Source organism: Ruegeria sp. HU-ET01832 (genome assembly GCF_040371315.1).
Taxonomy (GTDB): domain Bacteria; phylum Pseudomonadota; class Alphaproteobacteria; order Rhodobacterales; family Rhodobacteraceae; genus Ruegeria; species Ruegeria lacuscaerulensis_A.
Genome location: NZ_BAABWL010000005.1, coordinates 345,998 through 360,694, shown reverse-complemented (window position 1 = coordinate 360,694; position 14,697 = coordinate 345,998). Strand labels below are relative to the sequence as shown.

Sequence of the window (14,697 nt, the reverse complement as noted above, 5' to 3'; positions counted from 1 at the left end):
GACAGCACAGTAACCTCCTGCTTTTCAGTTCTTGACGACGAAAGCGTCGGTAAAGCCCAGATCCTTGACGTCGCGCTGCAAAGCGGTGCGTTCGCCCCGGGTTTTGGCAGGGCCTACAAGAACTCTCCAGACGGATTTCTCGCCGGTTTTTAACTCGCGTACTTCGGTTGTCAGGCCATTGCGGCGAATTTTCCGAGCAGCGCTTTCAGCATTTTCTTCGACGCTGAATGTGCCAACCTGAACATATGGTTTGGATACCGAAGCAGTATCGGATTCTGCCGATGCCGCAGCGGTGGGCGGGGTTGGTTCAGACGCCTCAATCGCCGCCGCAGCCCCTTCAATCGGGTCGAGCGATGTTTGGGTGATTTCGTCAGAAGACTTCTTTTGCCACCATTTCTTCTTGGTGGACGCGTCCGCAGGCGGGGTGACTTCGGGATCAGAAAGAGTGGAAGTCGCCACCTCAGGCGCAGCTTCCACGGCAGTCTCGGCAACTTCGGTCGTGGTCTCGGCGGCGGCATCCGCTGCCACAGCGGCAGTGCCCGCAGCAGCAACAGCGGCGGTTTCCTTTTTCTGCCACCACTTCCGCTTGGGTTTATCTTCGGCCTCAGCGGTTTGATCTTCGGTCGGAGCGTCGCCTGTAACTGGTTCTGCGACCTCGGGTTCCGGAGTGGTTTCGGGTTCTGCTTTTGGCTCAGGCTCGACGGGTTTACGCCGCAGGGCGACGACCTCGACGCGTGTTGGAGAACCGGCGAGAATGCCAAGCTTTACTGCTGCGTCAGACGACAGCTGCAATGCAGGACCCGGCAAGTTGCGTTCTCGCCGGAATAAAGCGCCTGTGACTGTCTTGTTGTTTGCGGTGTTCTTGATGCGAACGCGCTCTGGCTGGGTGACATCAGGATGTGCGATCCAGATTCCACCAAGAGACGGACGGCCATCCCACAACCCTGCCTCGGTCAATGCAAACACCTCGGGTGCCTCGACATCGTCACGGGGGTTTCCGGTCGCTTCGGGGAAAATCTCTCGTTTTGCTGAGTTCTGCGTGCTGTCCGAAGACGCCTCGGTCGCTTCGTTGCCGGTTTCAAGTGCTTCTTCGCATCCGGCCAGAACCAAAGACATCACGGCCAGAACCGCCAACGCCAGCGGCTTTGCGCGTGTTTCGGTCGCTCGATCCATCGTTTTATCCCTTGCCTGTAAGGGGTCGGTTTCCTGAACCCCACCGCGTTTCGCCGGTTCTGCAACGCCGGTCTGGTACGGTTTGTGGCCCGATCATAGCGTGAGCAAGGTATCAAGGAAAGACCGCTGCGACAGCTTCGGCAAGAATTCCCTATTTGGTCTTGCCACCGGTTTGCGTTCGCCTTAGACCCAGCATCACGCGGGGAGGTGGCAGAGTGGTCGAATGCGGCGGTCTTGAAAACCGTTGAACGTGAGAGCGTTCCCAGGGTTCGAATCCCTGTCTCCCCGCCACTTGCGCACATAGGTTGAAGCGTTGGTCAAACGCGCGCCTTATCGCAATCTGCACACCTTGTAATTAAACCACTCGGATTTCCGATTAACCGCAACATCCAATGCGGCCCGATTTCGCGTGATTATAACTCCGTTGGAAGTTGTGTGGCGATGTAAGGTGTCGGACTAACCGGTCATTCTTCGGTCTTTTCCAGACAGCACAGAGCGGTTGCCTGCATCGGTTATGCCCAGCTTGTCTATGAAAACACTGGACGAACCATTCTTGGTGACCAATGATAGCGCTTACAGTCCATCGGCAGAAATCAGGGTGACGATGTCATTTTTGCTTTGAAGCGCCCGCCGTTCAGAAGCGGGGCCTGATGGATCAAAGTCTGGTTGAATTGACCGCATAGGGCCAGTCAGACGCGGGAGGGACAGCGGACATGACTTGTTCGTTTTGTTTTCGAGGTGAGTTGGGCGATCCTTCGTCCCGGCGATGTCTGGGACAGTTGGGTAATGCAACACGCAAGACACAGGGCCTGCAAAGGGTCCATGAAACGATATCGCATTTAGGGAGGAAACAAGAATGCGTAATCTGCTTAAGACGAAGTCTCTGATTGTGGCAGGGCTACTGGCTACGACCAGCCTGGCGCAAGCGGAAGAGGTCGAGGTTCTGCACTGGTGGACCTCAGGCGGTGAAGCTGCCGCACTGAACGTACTTAAGGACGACCTGTCTGGGCAAGGTATCGGATGGACCGATATGCCGGTTGCCGGTGGCGGCGGTGAGCAGGCAATGACCGTTTTGCGCGCCCGTGTCACGGCTGGCAATGCACCGACTGCCGTTCAGGCCCTGGGCTTTGATATTCTGGATTGGGCCAATCAGGGTGCCTTGGCAGACCTGAACGAAGTCGCCGCGAAAGAAGGGTGGGACGATGTGGTCCCGGATGCGCTTAAAGCCTTCGCCAAGAGCGACGGCAAATGGGTTGCGGCTCCGGTGAACGTGCACTCGACCAACTGGGTCTGGGCGAACAAGGCGGTTCTGGATGCAAACGGTATCGCGCAACCCACCAACTGGGATGAGTTCGTTTCGGCGGTTGAAACCTTGAAAGCGGCCGGGGTCACTCCGATCGCGCATGGCGGTCAGGCGTGGCAGGATGCAACCGTGTTTGACGCGATTGCAATGTCCACGCTGGGGCCGGACGGCTATAAGGCCGCCTTTATCGATCTGGACGAGGACACGCTGGGCGGTGACGCCATGAAAGAAGCCTTCGACCGTATGGCCTTTGTCCGCGACAACGTGGATGAGAACTTCTCGGGACGTGACTGGAACCTGGCCACCGCCATGGTCATCAACGGTGAGGCTGGTTTCCAGATGATGGGCGACTGGGCCAAAGGTGAATTCCTAAACGCCGGTAAAGTTCCGGGGCAGGACTTTTTGTGTTTCCGTTTCCCAGGTACGCAAGATCAAGTCACCTTCAATGCCGACCAGTTCATGATGTTCGACCAAGGCGGTTCGGTTTCGGCCGAACAGGCCGCGTTGGCCAGCGCCATTCTGTCGCCGAGCTTCCAGATTGCATTCAACAAGGTGAAGGGTTCCGTCCCGGCCCGGACCGACGTGGATGGCAGCGATCTGGACGCTTGTGGTCAGCAAGGCATGAAAGATCTGGCTGCCGCAGCGTCTTCTGGCAACCTGTTCGGTTCGATGGCGCACGGCCATGCAGCACCTGCATCGGTGAAAAACGCGATCTATGACGTGGTGACCGCGCATTTTAACGGCGAATATGACAGCGAAACCGCTGTGACCGAGCTGGTCGACGCTGTCTCGATCGCTAAGTGATCCACCTGTGATCCTTTCGATAGGGCGGCCTGAAAATCGCCCTGTCGTACCGTGGGTGACAAGCCCCCGGTTCCCCAATACGCCAAGCAGGAGGGCGCGCCATGGCTTCATCGGCCGACGCGGATTTCAAAACTCGTCTGCAGAACTGGATACCCAAGCTGGTCTTGTCGCCGTCGCTGGCGATGATGCTGGTCTTTGTCTACGGGTTCATTCTGTTCTCGGTCTACCTGTCCTTTACCGATAGCCGTATTCTGCCGACATATGGCTGGGTTGGTTGGGAAAACTACGACAAACTGTGGAGGCTAAGTCATTGGGAAATCTCGTTGAAGAACATGGGGATTTTCGCGGGGCTTTATATCGTGATCTGCACCTGTATAGGGCTTGGGCTGGCGATTTTCCTTGATCAGAAAATCCGCGGCGAAGGGTTGCTGCGCCCGATCTACCTGTACCCCATGGCGCTGAGTTTCATTGTCACCGGCACCGCGTGGAAGTGGTTTCTTGACCCCGGTATCGGGCTGGAAAATGTCATGCAAACATGGGGCTGGACCAGTTTCGAGTTTGACTGGATCAAGAACCGCGACTTTGCGATATATACTGTTGTGCTCGCCGCTGTCTGGCAGACCAGTGGATTTGTTATGGCGATGTTTCTGGCCGGTCTTCGAGGCATCGACAATGAAATCCTGCGCGCGGCGCAGATGGACGGGGCATCGAATTGGAACCTCTATCGCCGGATCATCATCCCGCAATTGCGCCCGGCATTCCTGTCGGCCTTCGTGATCCTCAGCCACCTTGCGATCAAGACTTTTGATCTTGTGATTGCCTTAACCGGTGGCGGGCCGGGTCGCGCGACCGAACTGCCCGCGACGTTTATGTATTCCTACACTTTCACGCGGAACCAGATGGGCATCGGCGCGGCTTCGGCCACGATCATGTTGATGACTATTGCGGCGATCATGATCCCGTATCTGTACGCTGAATTGCGGGAGAAACGCTGATGTCTCAAGCCTCGCAAGATACCGCAATTCGCACGGGCCGCGTCACCCGCACGCTGATCTATCTGGTGTTGCTGCTGTTTGGTCTGTTCTACCTGCTGCCGCTTTATGTGATGCTGGTGAACTCGGTCAAACCGCTGGAAGAGATCACTGGCGGCGGCATGATGAACCTGCCGCAGGTCTTCACGCTTGAGCCTTGGCTCAAGGCGTGGTCTTCGGCCCAGATCGGGGTCGATCCGACCGGGCTGAAGCCCTATTTCTGGAATTCGATCAAAATGGTGGTACCGGCGGTGATCGTCTCGACCATTTTGGGAGCGCTGAACGGTTATGTGCTGACCAAATGGCGGTTCAAGTACGACACCATCCTGTTCGGACTGATGCTGTTTGCCTGTTTCATCCCGTTTCAGATCGTACTGATACCCATGGCACGGATGCTGGGTCTGATGGGTCTGGCGGGCACCACATGGGGCCTTGCTCTGGTGCATGTGGTTTATGGTATCGGCTTTACCACGCTTTATTTCCGCAACTACTATGCCGTTTTCCCGACCGAACTGATCCGGGCGGCACAGATCGACGGGGCGGGGTTCTTCCAGATATTCTGGCGCATCCTGTTGCCCAGTTCGGGACCAATCGCCGTGGTGTCTATCATCTGGCAGTTCACGAACATTTGGAATGACTTCCTGTTCGGGGCCTCATTCGCGGATGCCAACAGCCAACCCATGACCGTGGCACTGAACAATCTGGTGCAGTCATCCACGGGGGTAAAGGAATATAACGTTCATTTCGCAGGGGCCATTTTGGCGGCCCTGCCAACTCTGCTCGTCTATATCGTGGCCGGTCGGTATTTCGTCCGCGGCCTGATGGCGGGTTCGGTGAAAGGATAAGGCCTGATGGGTTTTCTAGACATAGACAACGCGACCAAATCCTATGGCGCGGTCGAGGTTTTGCACAAGGTCGATATCTCGGTGCAAGAGGGCGAGTTTCTGGTGCTGGTTGGCCCTTCGGGTTGCGGCAAGTCGACCCTGTTGAACATGATCGCGGGGTTGGAAGAAATCACCAGTGGTGAAATCCGCATTAAGGATCAGGTGATGAACGGCGTCCACCCGTCGAACCGCAACATCGCCATGGTGTTCCAAAGCTATGCTTTGTACCCGAACATGACCGTTGGGCAGAACATCACCTTTGGGCTTGAGATGCACGGCGTGCCCAAACCTGAACGTGAAAAGGCCATGGCCGAGGTTGCCAAGCTGTTGCAGATTGAGCAGTTGCTGGACCGCAAGCCCGGCCAGTTGTCGGGCGGTCAGCGGCAACGTGTTGCCATGGGGCGGGCCTTGGTGCGCAACCCTGATGTGTTTCTGTTTGACGAGCCGCTCTCGAACCTCGATGCCAAGCTACGCGTGGACATGCGGACTGAAATCAAGAAGCTGCACCAGAATCTTGGCACGACCATTGTCTACGTGACCCATGACCAGATCGAGGCGATGACGCTGTCCAGCCGCATCGCGGTGATGAACGGCGGCTACGTTCAACAATTGGGTACGCCGCAAGAGATATACGACACACCCGCCAATATCTTTGTAGCAACCTTTATGGGGTCGCCCGCGATGAACGTGGTGCCGGCCAAAGTGGTGGTGCTGAACGGGCGACCCCATGCCGAGGTGGCCATCCATGACGGGTCCATGACGCAGCTACCGTTCAGTCAGGATAATCTGGCCGCGTGGGACGGGCGCGAAATCCTGCTGGGCATTCGCCCTGAGACGATCACTGATATGGATGGGGCGGATCGCAAGTCCTCGAACATTGCACAGATGGGCAATCGGATTGTTGTGACCGAACCGGCGGGCTCGGATACGTTCGTATCGATGCAGTTGGGTGGGCGGGACGTAATCGCTCGTATGCGGTCGGACGCCGAGGTCGCGCCGGGGCAGGATTTCACTTTTGCAGTGAATATGGAAAAGGCCGTGGCTTTCGATCCCGAAAGTGAGATGCGGATCACGCCGTGATGCCCGAAGGGTATGATTTCATAGTGGTCGGCGGGGGCTCGGCCGGGTCGGTGATAGCGGCGCGTTTGTCCGAAGATACCTCGGCCACGGTCCTATTGCTTGAAGCTGGATCGTCGGATCGGCATCCGCTTTTTCATCTGCCTGCCGGGTTTGCCAAGATGACCAAGGGCATAGGCAGTTGGGGATGGACCACTGTGCCGCAGAGGCATATGCAGAACAAAGTGTTTCCTTACACCCAAGCCAAGGTGATCGGGGGCGGCTCTTCCATTAACGCGCAGATATACACCCGCGGTGCGGCGCAGGACTATGATGATTGGCGACAAATGGGCTGCGTCGGATGGAGTTACAATGATGTTTTGCCCTATTTCCGCAAGTCCGAAGACAACGACAGTTTCGAGGATGAGTTCCACGCTAAAGGCGGGCCGCTGGGAGTCTCCAAGCCTGTCGCGCCCTTGCCGATCTGCGATGCCTTCATCGCGGCCGCAGGGGAAGTCGGTATACCCACAACGCAAGATGTTAATGGCGATCAGCAGGATGGGGCAGGCTATTACCAACTGACCCAGCGAATTGCACGTCGGTCTTCGGCGGCGATGGCGTTTCTTGCTCCGAACCGCAACCGTCAAAACCTAACCATTCGTACTGGCGCGCAGGTTCATCGACTGGTGGTCGAAAATGGACGGGTGGCCGGGATAGAGTTGATGGATGGCTCGGTCCTGACTGCGGCGCGCGAGGTGATCCTTTGCTGCGGGGCCATTGGATCACCGCGTCTTCTGCAACTGTCCGGTATAGGCCCCGCCGATCATTTGGAGTCTTTGGGGCTTAAAGTCACATACGATCAGCCACAGGTTGGTGCGAACCTACAGGATCATCTGGATCTATACGCAATCTGCGAGGTTACCGGTCCGCATACGTATGATCGGTTTGCCAAGCTGCCCTTTTCGGCTCTGGCTGCGTTGAAATACGTGTTCACGCGAAATGGCCCTGTTGCGTCGAGCCTGTTCGAGACTGGCGGTTTTTGGTATGCCGATTCACAGGCTCGTTCGCCTGACATACAGATGCATTTGGGCCTGGGGACGGGGATTGAGGCCGGGGTTCAGGCTATGCCGAACGGCGGCGTCACGCTCAACGCATGTTTCTTGCGTCCACGATCACGCGGGACAGTGCGTTTGCAAAGTTCGGACCCTATGGCGATGCCCTTGATCGACCCGAACTATCTGGCGGATCCTTATGATCGAGAGATGTCGATCCGTGGGTTAAAGCTGGTGCAACGCATTCTCGCCCAAGACGCTTTGAAGCCCTTTATTCTGGCCGAGCGACTGCCAGGGCCGGATATTCGAACAGATCAGAATTATTTCGACTTTATTTGCGTGCACTCAAAAACTTCGCACCATTGTGCCGGGACGTGCCGCATGGGGGTGGATGACGGTGCGGTTTTGGACCCACGTCTGCGCTTCAATGGGATCGATGGATTGCGGGTTGCGGATGCGTCAATCATGCCCACGGTGAACTCATCGAACACCAATGCGCCTTCAATCATGATCGGTGAGAAAGCTGCCGACATGATCAAACTGGATCACGGTATGTCCCTGTAACCGACCGCGCGGCTGCGAACGCGCGAACTTTTAGTGCGTTTTGGAAATGGCTTTCTCTGGCTCGGCTTGGATTAGCCGAACCGGGCGACCGGAGCATTCGGAATGTCTGCCAGTTCAACGGCCTTGTCGATCAGGAACAAAGCTTCCATCTTTGACGAGGCGCGCAATGCGACCACTTCGCCAACATGATACGAGAATTCTCGACCCGAAACACTGCCATGCGAGCCTTTTACGAAGCGATTGGCAAGTTTGTGCTGCAACTCGGCAGCGGAAACACCCGGCTTGCTTTCATGTATCAGCAGGAACACGCCATTGCCCCAATAGGAGGCAAAATTCCGACCTTCCTGCGAGACAGTCAGTAGTTCATTGCCAGCGGTCGCCATGGCTTCGCGGAATTCCACCGAAGTTGCGGTTCGGAATATGTCGTCGACCTCAGCCACTTTGACGGCCATCATCTTGGACGCGCGTGAGTGCATCGTCGACAACTGTACGACATAGTTCTCAAACTCGGCCAAGCCGATACAACCGGGCAGATCACCGAAATAGAGCGGATCGCTAAGGCGGAAATTGGTGTTAATCTCGGAATCGTTGACGGCATACACATCCGCTTCAATCACCTCGATGGCTGCGCGTCGTTCAGCTGCCAGCCTGTAGGCGTCGGAAAGTCGTTGTTTCAGATCGGCAAACTCGAACGGTTTCGTCACGTAGTCTGTGGCGCCGACCTCAAACGCTTCGTCGATGTACTGCTTTTGCACCATCGCGGTGATCATGATGATCGGCGTAAACTGATAGTCAGGAAGATTGCGCGCATGCTCGCAAAGTGTGATGCCGTTCATTTCGGGCATTTGGACGTCAAGCAAGAGACAATCGAAAATCTCGGTCGTTTCCGCAAGGATGTCGAGCGCCTCTTGACCGCTGCGAGCAGTCACTACGTCTTCGTACCCAAAAGCCCCCAGAACGCAAGTCAGAAGCTCCAGGATGCTGGGGTCGTCATCTACGGCAAGTATACGCATAAACAGTCACCAATCTTTGCCACCATACTGACCTTGAGGACTCAAAAAGTGCCGCTCAAAGGCCGGAGGGGCGTTGAATATCGCTTACACGCAGGCTGTCCGAGAAAAACGGCAAAAGGATGACGTATGCTGGGCGCGGAAGTGACCGAATATTTTTTTTCGGGTTCAGTCATACTAGCCGCAGAAACTGACATGTTTGGCTCGTTAGGGCCAGTCGCGGCAATCACAGGTTGGGCGGCGAAGTGATGCAGAATGACAGTTTCACAACCACCAGCCCGCGAGAGGTTAAATTTTACGATGGTGTAAGCTCTAAAACTGGCGAATTAAGGAATACAATGATGATTCAAGACGTTGTCTAATCAGGTTGAAATCACGATGCAGTGCATTTTTAGCAAAACCGCATGCTAAATATGCCAAAAACTCGCCCTGAATGCTCAATGTTTTGTATGGGATGTGAATTCGCCACACAATGACGCGATTACCGGAAAAAACATCATTTAGTTGTAGACGCAGCGATTCATATCTTGTCATAAGTGTGTCTAAAATAAGAGCAAAATATGGACCGACCACTCAGGTATGAACAGGCATACTCAGCGTCCAAGGTATTTCCGGACCTGGAGCCAGCCAATACGGCCCAACCCGTGCCCCAACCGTCGGCACGGCGTAAGCTATTTGCGTTCAAGCGCGACACGCCTGATCGCAAGCGCGAGCTAGGGAATGTCCGTGCGACCGCAATGAGCTTTCGCAACATGCACGAGCACGGCACATTGTTGGCAAAATATCTCGAGACTCGAAAAACGATCTTCATCGATCGCCTGCATTGGAATGTAGGTGAGGCGGATGGGATGGAGTTTGACCAATATGACACACCGGCCTGCCGGTGGGTCGTTCTGCATGAATTCGGCGAGGTTTTGGCGGGCGTTCGCCTTTTGCCGACGAACGCGCGCTGTGGGGCCTACACCTATATGCTGCGGGATGCACAGAAAGGGTTGTTGCGCGATCTTCCGACGGACATCCTGTTTTTCGAGGCACCGGCGAACCCCAAGATCTGGGAAGCCTCCCGGTTTTTTGTTACCGAGAGCGTACCGGCTTCTCGCAGGTTGGCCGTGCAGCAAGAGCTGTTTTTCAGGATGACCACTACGGCAGAAGAAAACGGCGCGACACGCATCCTGGGCATCGTTCCTTCAGTTTGGGCACGTTGGTCGCGCAGATTGGGTGTTGGGGCTGCTCCGGTCGGGGCAAAGTTCTCGATAGACGGTACAGTAAGCCAGGCGGTTTTGTTCAATATCCACAGCACGTCTTGACACTGATCCGAGCCCTCGATCGTAGGACCGGTAAAACAACTTGAGCGATTTGTCCGCGACTGGTAGATTGTGTCAGGGTTTGATTTGACCCCAAGCTGGGTGATATGCTGCTAAATCGTTAAGATTAAACATAAAAACCTTTTAATTCTCGGTGCTCGGCGACATTAGATCTGAGAGTTTTCGCCAAAATAACGCCAAGAAAAAACCCAATTTATCCAAGGTTTTTGCGATTTTTGCCGCTGTTTCGTCCTAGTCGTTTTCTATTCTGAGCCTGTTTAACAGGTTGAAAGCGGTTGACTAGTCATGAAGCATACGACTCCGACAAGTGATGAATTCCAGCGCAAATTGGACATGCGCGCGTTGAAGCGGACGCCTCTGAAAGTGCTGGCTGTTGACGACGAACCCGGAATTCTTGAGCTGTTACAAACAGCTTTGGCCGAGTTTGAAAGCTGTCAGGTCTCTGTTGCCAGTTCCGCCAGCCAAGCGCTGCAGGTTATTAAAGAGGCGGAAACACCGTTCGATTGCCTTCTATTGGACATTCAGATGCCCGGTACCAACGGGATCGAATTGCTGCGGCAGATACGGAACACACCCGGAAACTCGGAAACGCCTGCCATAATGCTGACCGCCATGAGCGACCGAAAACATGTCGAAGACGCTTTTGCCGAAGGTGCGTTTGACTACGTTACCAAACCGTTTGATTTCTTCGAGTTGCGCAGTCGCATGAATGCGGCCCATCTGTTGATGCAGGAAAGGGTCCGCAGCCGGATTTCTTCGGTTTCGGTCAAGAACCTGCAAAACGTTCTCGACTACAACCAGCAGTTCAGCTTTGAGGACCCTCTGTCTGTCGACGGTCTGAAACGGTGTCTGCGTTATGTCGAATTCGACAACTATATCGAACAACTAGGCCGCAGTCGTTTATTTGACTCGTGGGTGACCGCCATCAGGTTGCAAGATGCAGCCTTTCGCTTTGATCTGAACGACTTCGGAGAGTTTCGTCGCATCATCGCGGATCTTGGAAAAAGCATTCAGACTGGGACAGCCGAGGCCGAAGCTATTTTCTCATACCGTGGCAGCGGCATCTATTTGGTCGTGACGCACGGGCGGTATTGCGCAGCGAAACTGCCAAGTGAAGATCAACTTAATCAGAACTTCGCTCAGATTTTAGCGCAGCGGAACGTATCAGGCGATATCCGCACGGTCATGAGTACACCAATCTCAATGAGGGCGTTGTCTAAATCGGGTGCTCTTGCTGCGTTCGACAAAGCTGTCGCGAAGCTGGAACTGCGCGAAAAGGGCGCTCCGGCCGGGCAGCAGGCGACGCAAGAACAGACACCATATTCGTCCAACAAGACCAAGCCACGAGGCAGCTTGTTCGAAACGGTGTTGCGAGAGATGTACGGTAGCCAGACTTACCTGAACCGGGGTTGAGCCAACAATGTCCTGCCTAAACAGGTGAGGCATTCAAAATAAGTGGGCCGCTTGTGCGCATCGTGAAAGTCAAAACCGGTTCTGGCAACGGTTCGTCTGACAGCGAAAACGCGACTCTGCGCAGCACTGAGGCCATGAGAACCATGATTTCCGTCTCGGCGTATTGAGCGCCAATACATATGCGCGGTCCGGCACCAAAAGGTATATATTGCCCTCGGGTTATGGTCCCGCCAAGAAAACGTTCAGGACGGTATTGATCAGGTTCGTCCCACAGTTTCTCATTCCGATGTAACGAGTATACGGGGAAGAACAACGCGTCACCGTCTTCGATCTTAACACCGTTTATGTCCAGTTCAGCGCCTGCGTCCCTGGCGAAAAAGGCGGCTGATGGATACAGCCTGAGCGTTTCTTTGATGTGGGCCCTCAGCAGCGGCATGTTTTCCAAATCTGAATACTCCACAGGGCCATCCGGTCGAACCGACATGATCTCGTGTCGGACGCGGTTTTGCATTTCTGGGTGCAGCGCCAGCAGGTAATACCCCCATGCAAGCGCATTGGCCGAAGTTTCGTGTCCCGCGACCACGAATGTCAGAAGGTTGTCCACTGTCGTCTCAGCATCTTCAAAATCCGACTTTAAAGCCTCAATCATCAGATCCAAAAAGTCTTCAGGCTCATCGCGGCTTTCAGCACGACGCAGGTCGATCACCTGGCGGGCCAGATCGCGCATAGTGGTAACTGGCGCCTTGCTGCTGAGCCATTTCTTGCGCGGCAACCATTTCGGAAGGCCCATTAAGTCAAACAGGGAAAGGTCTGAAATATAATTAAAATATGCAATCAACCCAACGCGGATCTGCTCGGCGCTGACTTCTTCATTGCCCGAAAAAATGACGCGAGAGATATTGGTCAGTGTTGAGGCAGGCGCAACCTGGGCCACATCGACTGGCCCGGGATGCTCGGCCAATGAATCCGCTACTTCGATCCCTGTTGCGGCAAAATGGCGTGCCAGAACCGGCAAGTTGCGTGCCGCAAATAAGGGCGAGTAGCGATGCCGCTGCTTCCGCCATTTCTCTCCCTCGGACAGGATGAGACCGTTCCCGACAGCTGATCCGATGATGTCCTTGGTGAATTTCGCTTTGGGGAAAGCACGCCCCTGACCGACCAGCAACTCGGTGATCATTTCGGGTTCGCAGATATAGTGGATATTCAGCGGACCCCGGACGTAAGTTTCGCGCAGCGTTTCTGCGGGAATGACCTCAAGCATGTTGCGCCCTGCCGAGCGGGCGAATTGAAGCAATGTGACCGGCTCTTCAGCAAGCTGTGCCGAAACGGGTGTCACACCCTCGTGATTGGCTTCTATCTTTCCAATAGCGACCACAACCCCACCTCTTTGTTTGTCTCGCTAGCCTGTTCTTGCATTAAGGGGTAAGGGGGTCAAAAAGGCAATAAAATCGTTAATTTATAACGCACAGTGTTGTGTCTTTACCGGCATAGGCCAGCGAAGGTATTCGACAATAATTCGGCCCGATGAAAACTATTGCCAAACTGTGAACGAAATTCCGACCAACTACGTCCTCATTGTGTCGATAAATCTCCTCTAACTGATCAGCAAAAAAGACTTTACGATGACCGCCATCGAAGCACCCCAACTAGACGGGGCACCCCAAGACAGCGACAGCAGGCTGCTACAGAATATCAAGGACTACACTGCCATGAGCTTTGCGCTGCTTTGGCAGCGGCAGGCCATTTTCCTTGCAACCACGATCCTGACAGCGTTTTTCTTCAATCCGCTGAACGCACTGTTTTTCTACGGGACAATATTGATCTGCGAGGCGCAAGACCTTTACCTGGCTAAGCGGGTAGCACGCCTTACGCCCAAGGAACGCCGGTCTATCGCAATGATGGTGGCGTGGATTTTGTTCAATACGGTCCTGAGTTCTACCGCTATCTGCCTTTACGCAGTGTCTGTTGCGCTGAAACAACCAACAGGCGGTCACTTTACCCCGCTTTTTTTCTTGTTCGCCGCCGCCCTATTTGCGGCCATGAACAACCACCAATTCGTTTGGGCCATGATTGTGCGCCTCGCCATGTATGGCATCTCGTTCATGGTGATCGTGGTCAAAGACATCTGGATCGAACAGCCCGACCTTTCATCGGACTTGTGGCTGCATTTCTTTACCGTCGTTTTCGTGATGTACTTTCTGATCGATTGCTCGCTGGTGTTTCTCAAACTGTACCAGACCAACTTAGAGCAGCTGGAAAAGCTCAGGGAAGAGCATGAGCGGACCAAAGCGGCTTATATTGCGAAGACTCAGTTTATCTCGACGGTCAGCCATGAGCTGCGTACGCCATTGACGTCAATCAAGGGTTCTTTGGACCTAATCAAGTCAGGCGCCATGGGTGAGGTACCAGACAAGATGCAAAACCTTGTAGAGCTGGCGAGTAAGAACAGTGAGCGTTTGGCCTCGTTGATAAACGATGTTTTGGACATCCAGAAAATGGAAGCCGGCGAGATGGTCATCAAAGAGACGCGGATCAACGTGAACTCGCTTGTGGATGAGGCAATCGCTTGCAACCTAGGATTTGCCAGCGCCCACAATGTCGAACTGGTCGAAGAACGTTCGTCCGAACAAGATTTGTTCATCAAAGGTGACGCCTCGCGGTTGATCCAGGTTCTGACCAACATGATCTCGAACGCGGCGAAGTTTTCGTTTGAACGTGGCGTCGTCACTGTAGGGTGCGAGGTCGTCGGATCGCGGGTGCGGGTATACGTGAAAGATCAGGGGATCGGCATCCCCGAGGGTAGTCGCGACAAAGTATTTGATCGTTTTTCGCAGATTGATTCATCAGATGAACGGCACGCCGGAGGAACCGGCTTGGGGATGAGTATTTCGAAGGAGATTGTTGAGCATTTCGGCGGGACAATTGACTACGAAAGCACACTAGGTGTCGGCACCGTATTCTTTGTGGAATTCCCGTTGCTGGAGGTCAGCAAGAAAAAGGCACTGTCTGAACAGCGCCTTTCACTGGGAAAGAATGCGCTGGCCGGAGAGTAGGGACAGTATTCTAACCTCGCCCGGCCATA

Annotated in this window: 11 protein-coding genes and 1 tRNA gene; 9 read left to right on the top strand and 3 right to left on the bottom strand. The window is 54.6% G+C overall.

Features of this window, described 5'->3' with window-relative positions:
• Positions 1-24: 24 nt before the first annotated feature.
• Positions 25-1,173, bottom strand: coding sequence for an SPOR domain-containing protein (locus tag ABWV79_RS16820; protein WP_353393361.1), 1,149 nt, complete (start codon positions 1,171-1,173; stop codon positions 25-27).
• A 201-nt stretch (positions 1,174-1,374) separates the two neighbouring features.
• On the opposite strand from ABWV79_RS16820, the gene ABWV79_RS16815 reads away from it, so the two are divergent.
• The 6 genes from ABWV79_RS16815 (at position 1,375) to ABWV79_RS16790 (ending at position 7,867) form a co-directional block, all read left to right on the top strand.
• Positions 1,375-1,464 (top strand) — tRNA-Ser (locus ABWV79_RS16815).
• A 565-nt stretch (positions 1,465-2,029) separates the two neighbouring features.
• Positions 2,030-3,280 carry an ABC transporter substrate-binding protein gene (locus tag ABWV79_RS16810; protein ID WP_170750475.1) on the top strand — a complete coding sequence of 417 codons (1,251 nt, stop codon included), beginning with the start codon at positions 2,030-2,032 and terminating at the stop codon, positions 3,278-3,280.
• A 101-nt stretch (positions 3,281-3,381) separates the two neighbouring features.
• Complete coding sequence (locus ABWV79_RS16805; RefSeq protein ID WP_170750476.1) at positions 3,382-4,275, top strand: carbohydrate ABC transporter permease; 894 nt, start codon at positions 3,382-3,384, stop codon at positions 4,273-4,275.
• The gene (locus tag ABWV79_RS16800) at positions 4,275-5,156 is read left to right on the top strand and encodes a carbohydrate ABC transporter permease (protein ID WP_353393358.1); all 882 of its coding nucleotides are present in this window, start codon (positions 4,275-4,277) and stop codon (positions 5,154-5,156) included. Before ABWV79_RS16805 ends, ABWV79_RS16800 begins: the two co-directional genes overlap by 1 nt.
• A gap of 6 nt (positions 5,157-5,162) precedes the next feature.
• Positions 5,163-6,275, top strand: coding sequence for an ABC transporter ATP-binding protein (locus tag ABWV79_RS16795; protein ID WP_353393356.1), 1,113 nt, complete (start codon positions 5,163-5,165; stop codon positions 6,273-6,275).
• Positions 6,275-7,867 (top strand): GMC family oxidoreductase, encoded by a 1,593-nt coding sequence (locus ABWV79_RS16790; protein WP_353393354.1) that lies wholly within the window; start codon positions 6,275-6,277, stop codon positions 7,865-7,867. The genes ABWV79_RS16795 and ABWV79_RS16790 overlap by 1 nt, the downstream gene beginning before the upstream one ends.
• A 71-nt stretch (positions 7,868-7,938) precedes the next feature.
• Here the strand turns inward: ABWV79_RS16790 and ABWV79_RS16785 are convergent, their stop codons facing one another.
• Positions 7,939-8,880 carry a response regulator gene (locus ABWV79_RS16785; protein WP_353393352.1) on the bottom strand — a complete coding sequence of 314 codons (942 nt, stop codon included), beginning with the start codon at positions 8,878-8,880 and terminating at the stop codon, positions 7,939-7,941.
• A gap of 557 nt (positions 8,881-9,437) precedes the next feature.
• On the opposite strand from ABWV79_RS16785, the gene ABWV79_RS16780 reads away from it, so the two are divergent.
• A complete protein-coding gene (locus tag ABWV79_RS16780) occupies positions 9,438-10,184 on the top strand; it encodes an acyl-homoserine-lactone synthase (protein ID WP_353393350.1) in 747 nt (248 codons plus the stop codon).
• 303 nt (positions 10,185-10,487) lie between these two features.
• Positions 10,488-11,615 carry a response regulator gene (locus ABWV79_RS16775; RefSeq protein WP_353393348.1) on the top strand — a complete coding sequence of 376 codons (1,128 nt, stop codon included), beginning with the start codon at positions 10,488-10,490 and terminating at the stop codon, positions 11,613-11,615.
• Positions 11,616-11,631: 16 nt separating this feature from the next.
• Here the strand turns inward: ABWV79_RS16775 and ABWV79_RS16770 are convergent, their stop codons facing one another.
• Entirely contained in the window at positions 11,632-12,990 is a 1,359-nt protein-coding gene (locus tag ABWV79_RS16770; RefSeq protein ID WP_353393346.1) for a cytochrome P450, read from the bottom strand.
• 247 nt (positions 12,991-13,237) lie between these two features.
• Between ABWV79_RS16770 and ABWV79_RS16765 the strand changes: the two genes are divergently transcribed.
• On the top strand, positions 13,238-14,668 hold the full coding sequence (locus tag ABWV79_RS16765) for a sensor histidine kinase (RefSeq protein WP_353393344.1): 1,431 nt from the start codon (positions 13,238-13,240) through the stop codon (positions 14,666-14,668).
• Positions 14,669-14,697 lie beyond the last annotated feature (29 nt).

Excerpts from the sequence above, each read along its gene's own strand:
- ABWV79_RS16810 (WP_170750475.1), top strand. The coding sequence starts at position 2,030 with ATGCGTAATCTGCTTAAGACGAAGTCTCTGATTGTGGCAGGGCTACTG.
- ABWV79_RS16800 (WP_353393358.1), top strand. The coding sequence starts at position 4,275 with ATGTCTCAAGCCTCGCAAGATACCGCAATTCGCACGGGCCGCGTCACC.
- ABWV79_RS16775 (WP_353393348.1), top strand. The coding sequence starts at position 10,488 with ATGAAGCATACGACTCCGACAAGTGATGAATTCCAGCGCAAATTGGAC.
- ABWV79_RS16790 (WP_353393354.1), top strand. The coding sequence starts at position 6,275 with ATGCCCGAAGGGTATGATTTCATAGTGGTCGGCGGGGGCTCGGCCGGG.
- ABWV79_RS16785 (WP_353393352.1), bottom strand. The coding sequence starts at position 8,880 with ATGCGTATACTTGCCGTAGATGACGACCCCAGCATCCTGGAGCTTCTG.
- ABWV79_RS16765 (WP_353393344.1), top strand. The coding sequence starts at position 13,238 with ATGACCGCCATCGAAGCACCCCAACTAGACGGGGCACCCCAAGACAGC.
- ABWV79_RS16820 (WP_353393361.1), bottom strand. The coding sequence starts at position 1,173 with ATGGATCGAGCGACCGAAACACGCGCAAAGCCGCTGGCGTTGGCGGTT.
- ABWV79_RS16780 (WP_353393350.1), top strand. The coding sequence starts at position 9,438 with ATGGACCGACCACTCAGGTATGAACAGGCATACTCAGCGTCCAAGGTA.
- ABWV79_RS16795 (WP_353393356.1), top strand. The coding sequence starts at position 5,163 with ATGGGTTTTCTAGACATAGACAACGCGACCAAATCCTATGGCGCGGTC.
- ABWV79_RS16805 (WP_170750476.1), top strand. The coding sequence starts at position 3,382 with ATGGCTTCATCGGCCGACGCGGATTTCAAAACTCGTCTGCAGAACTGG.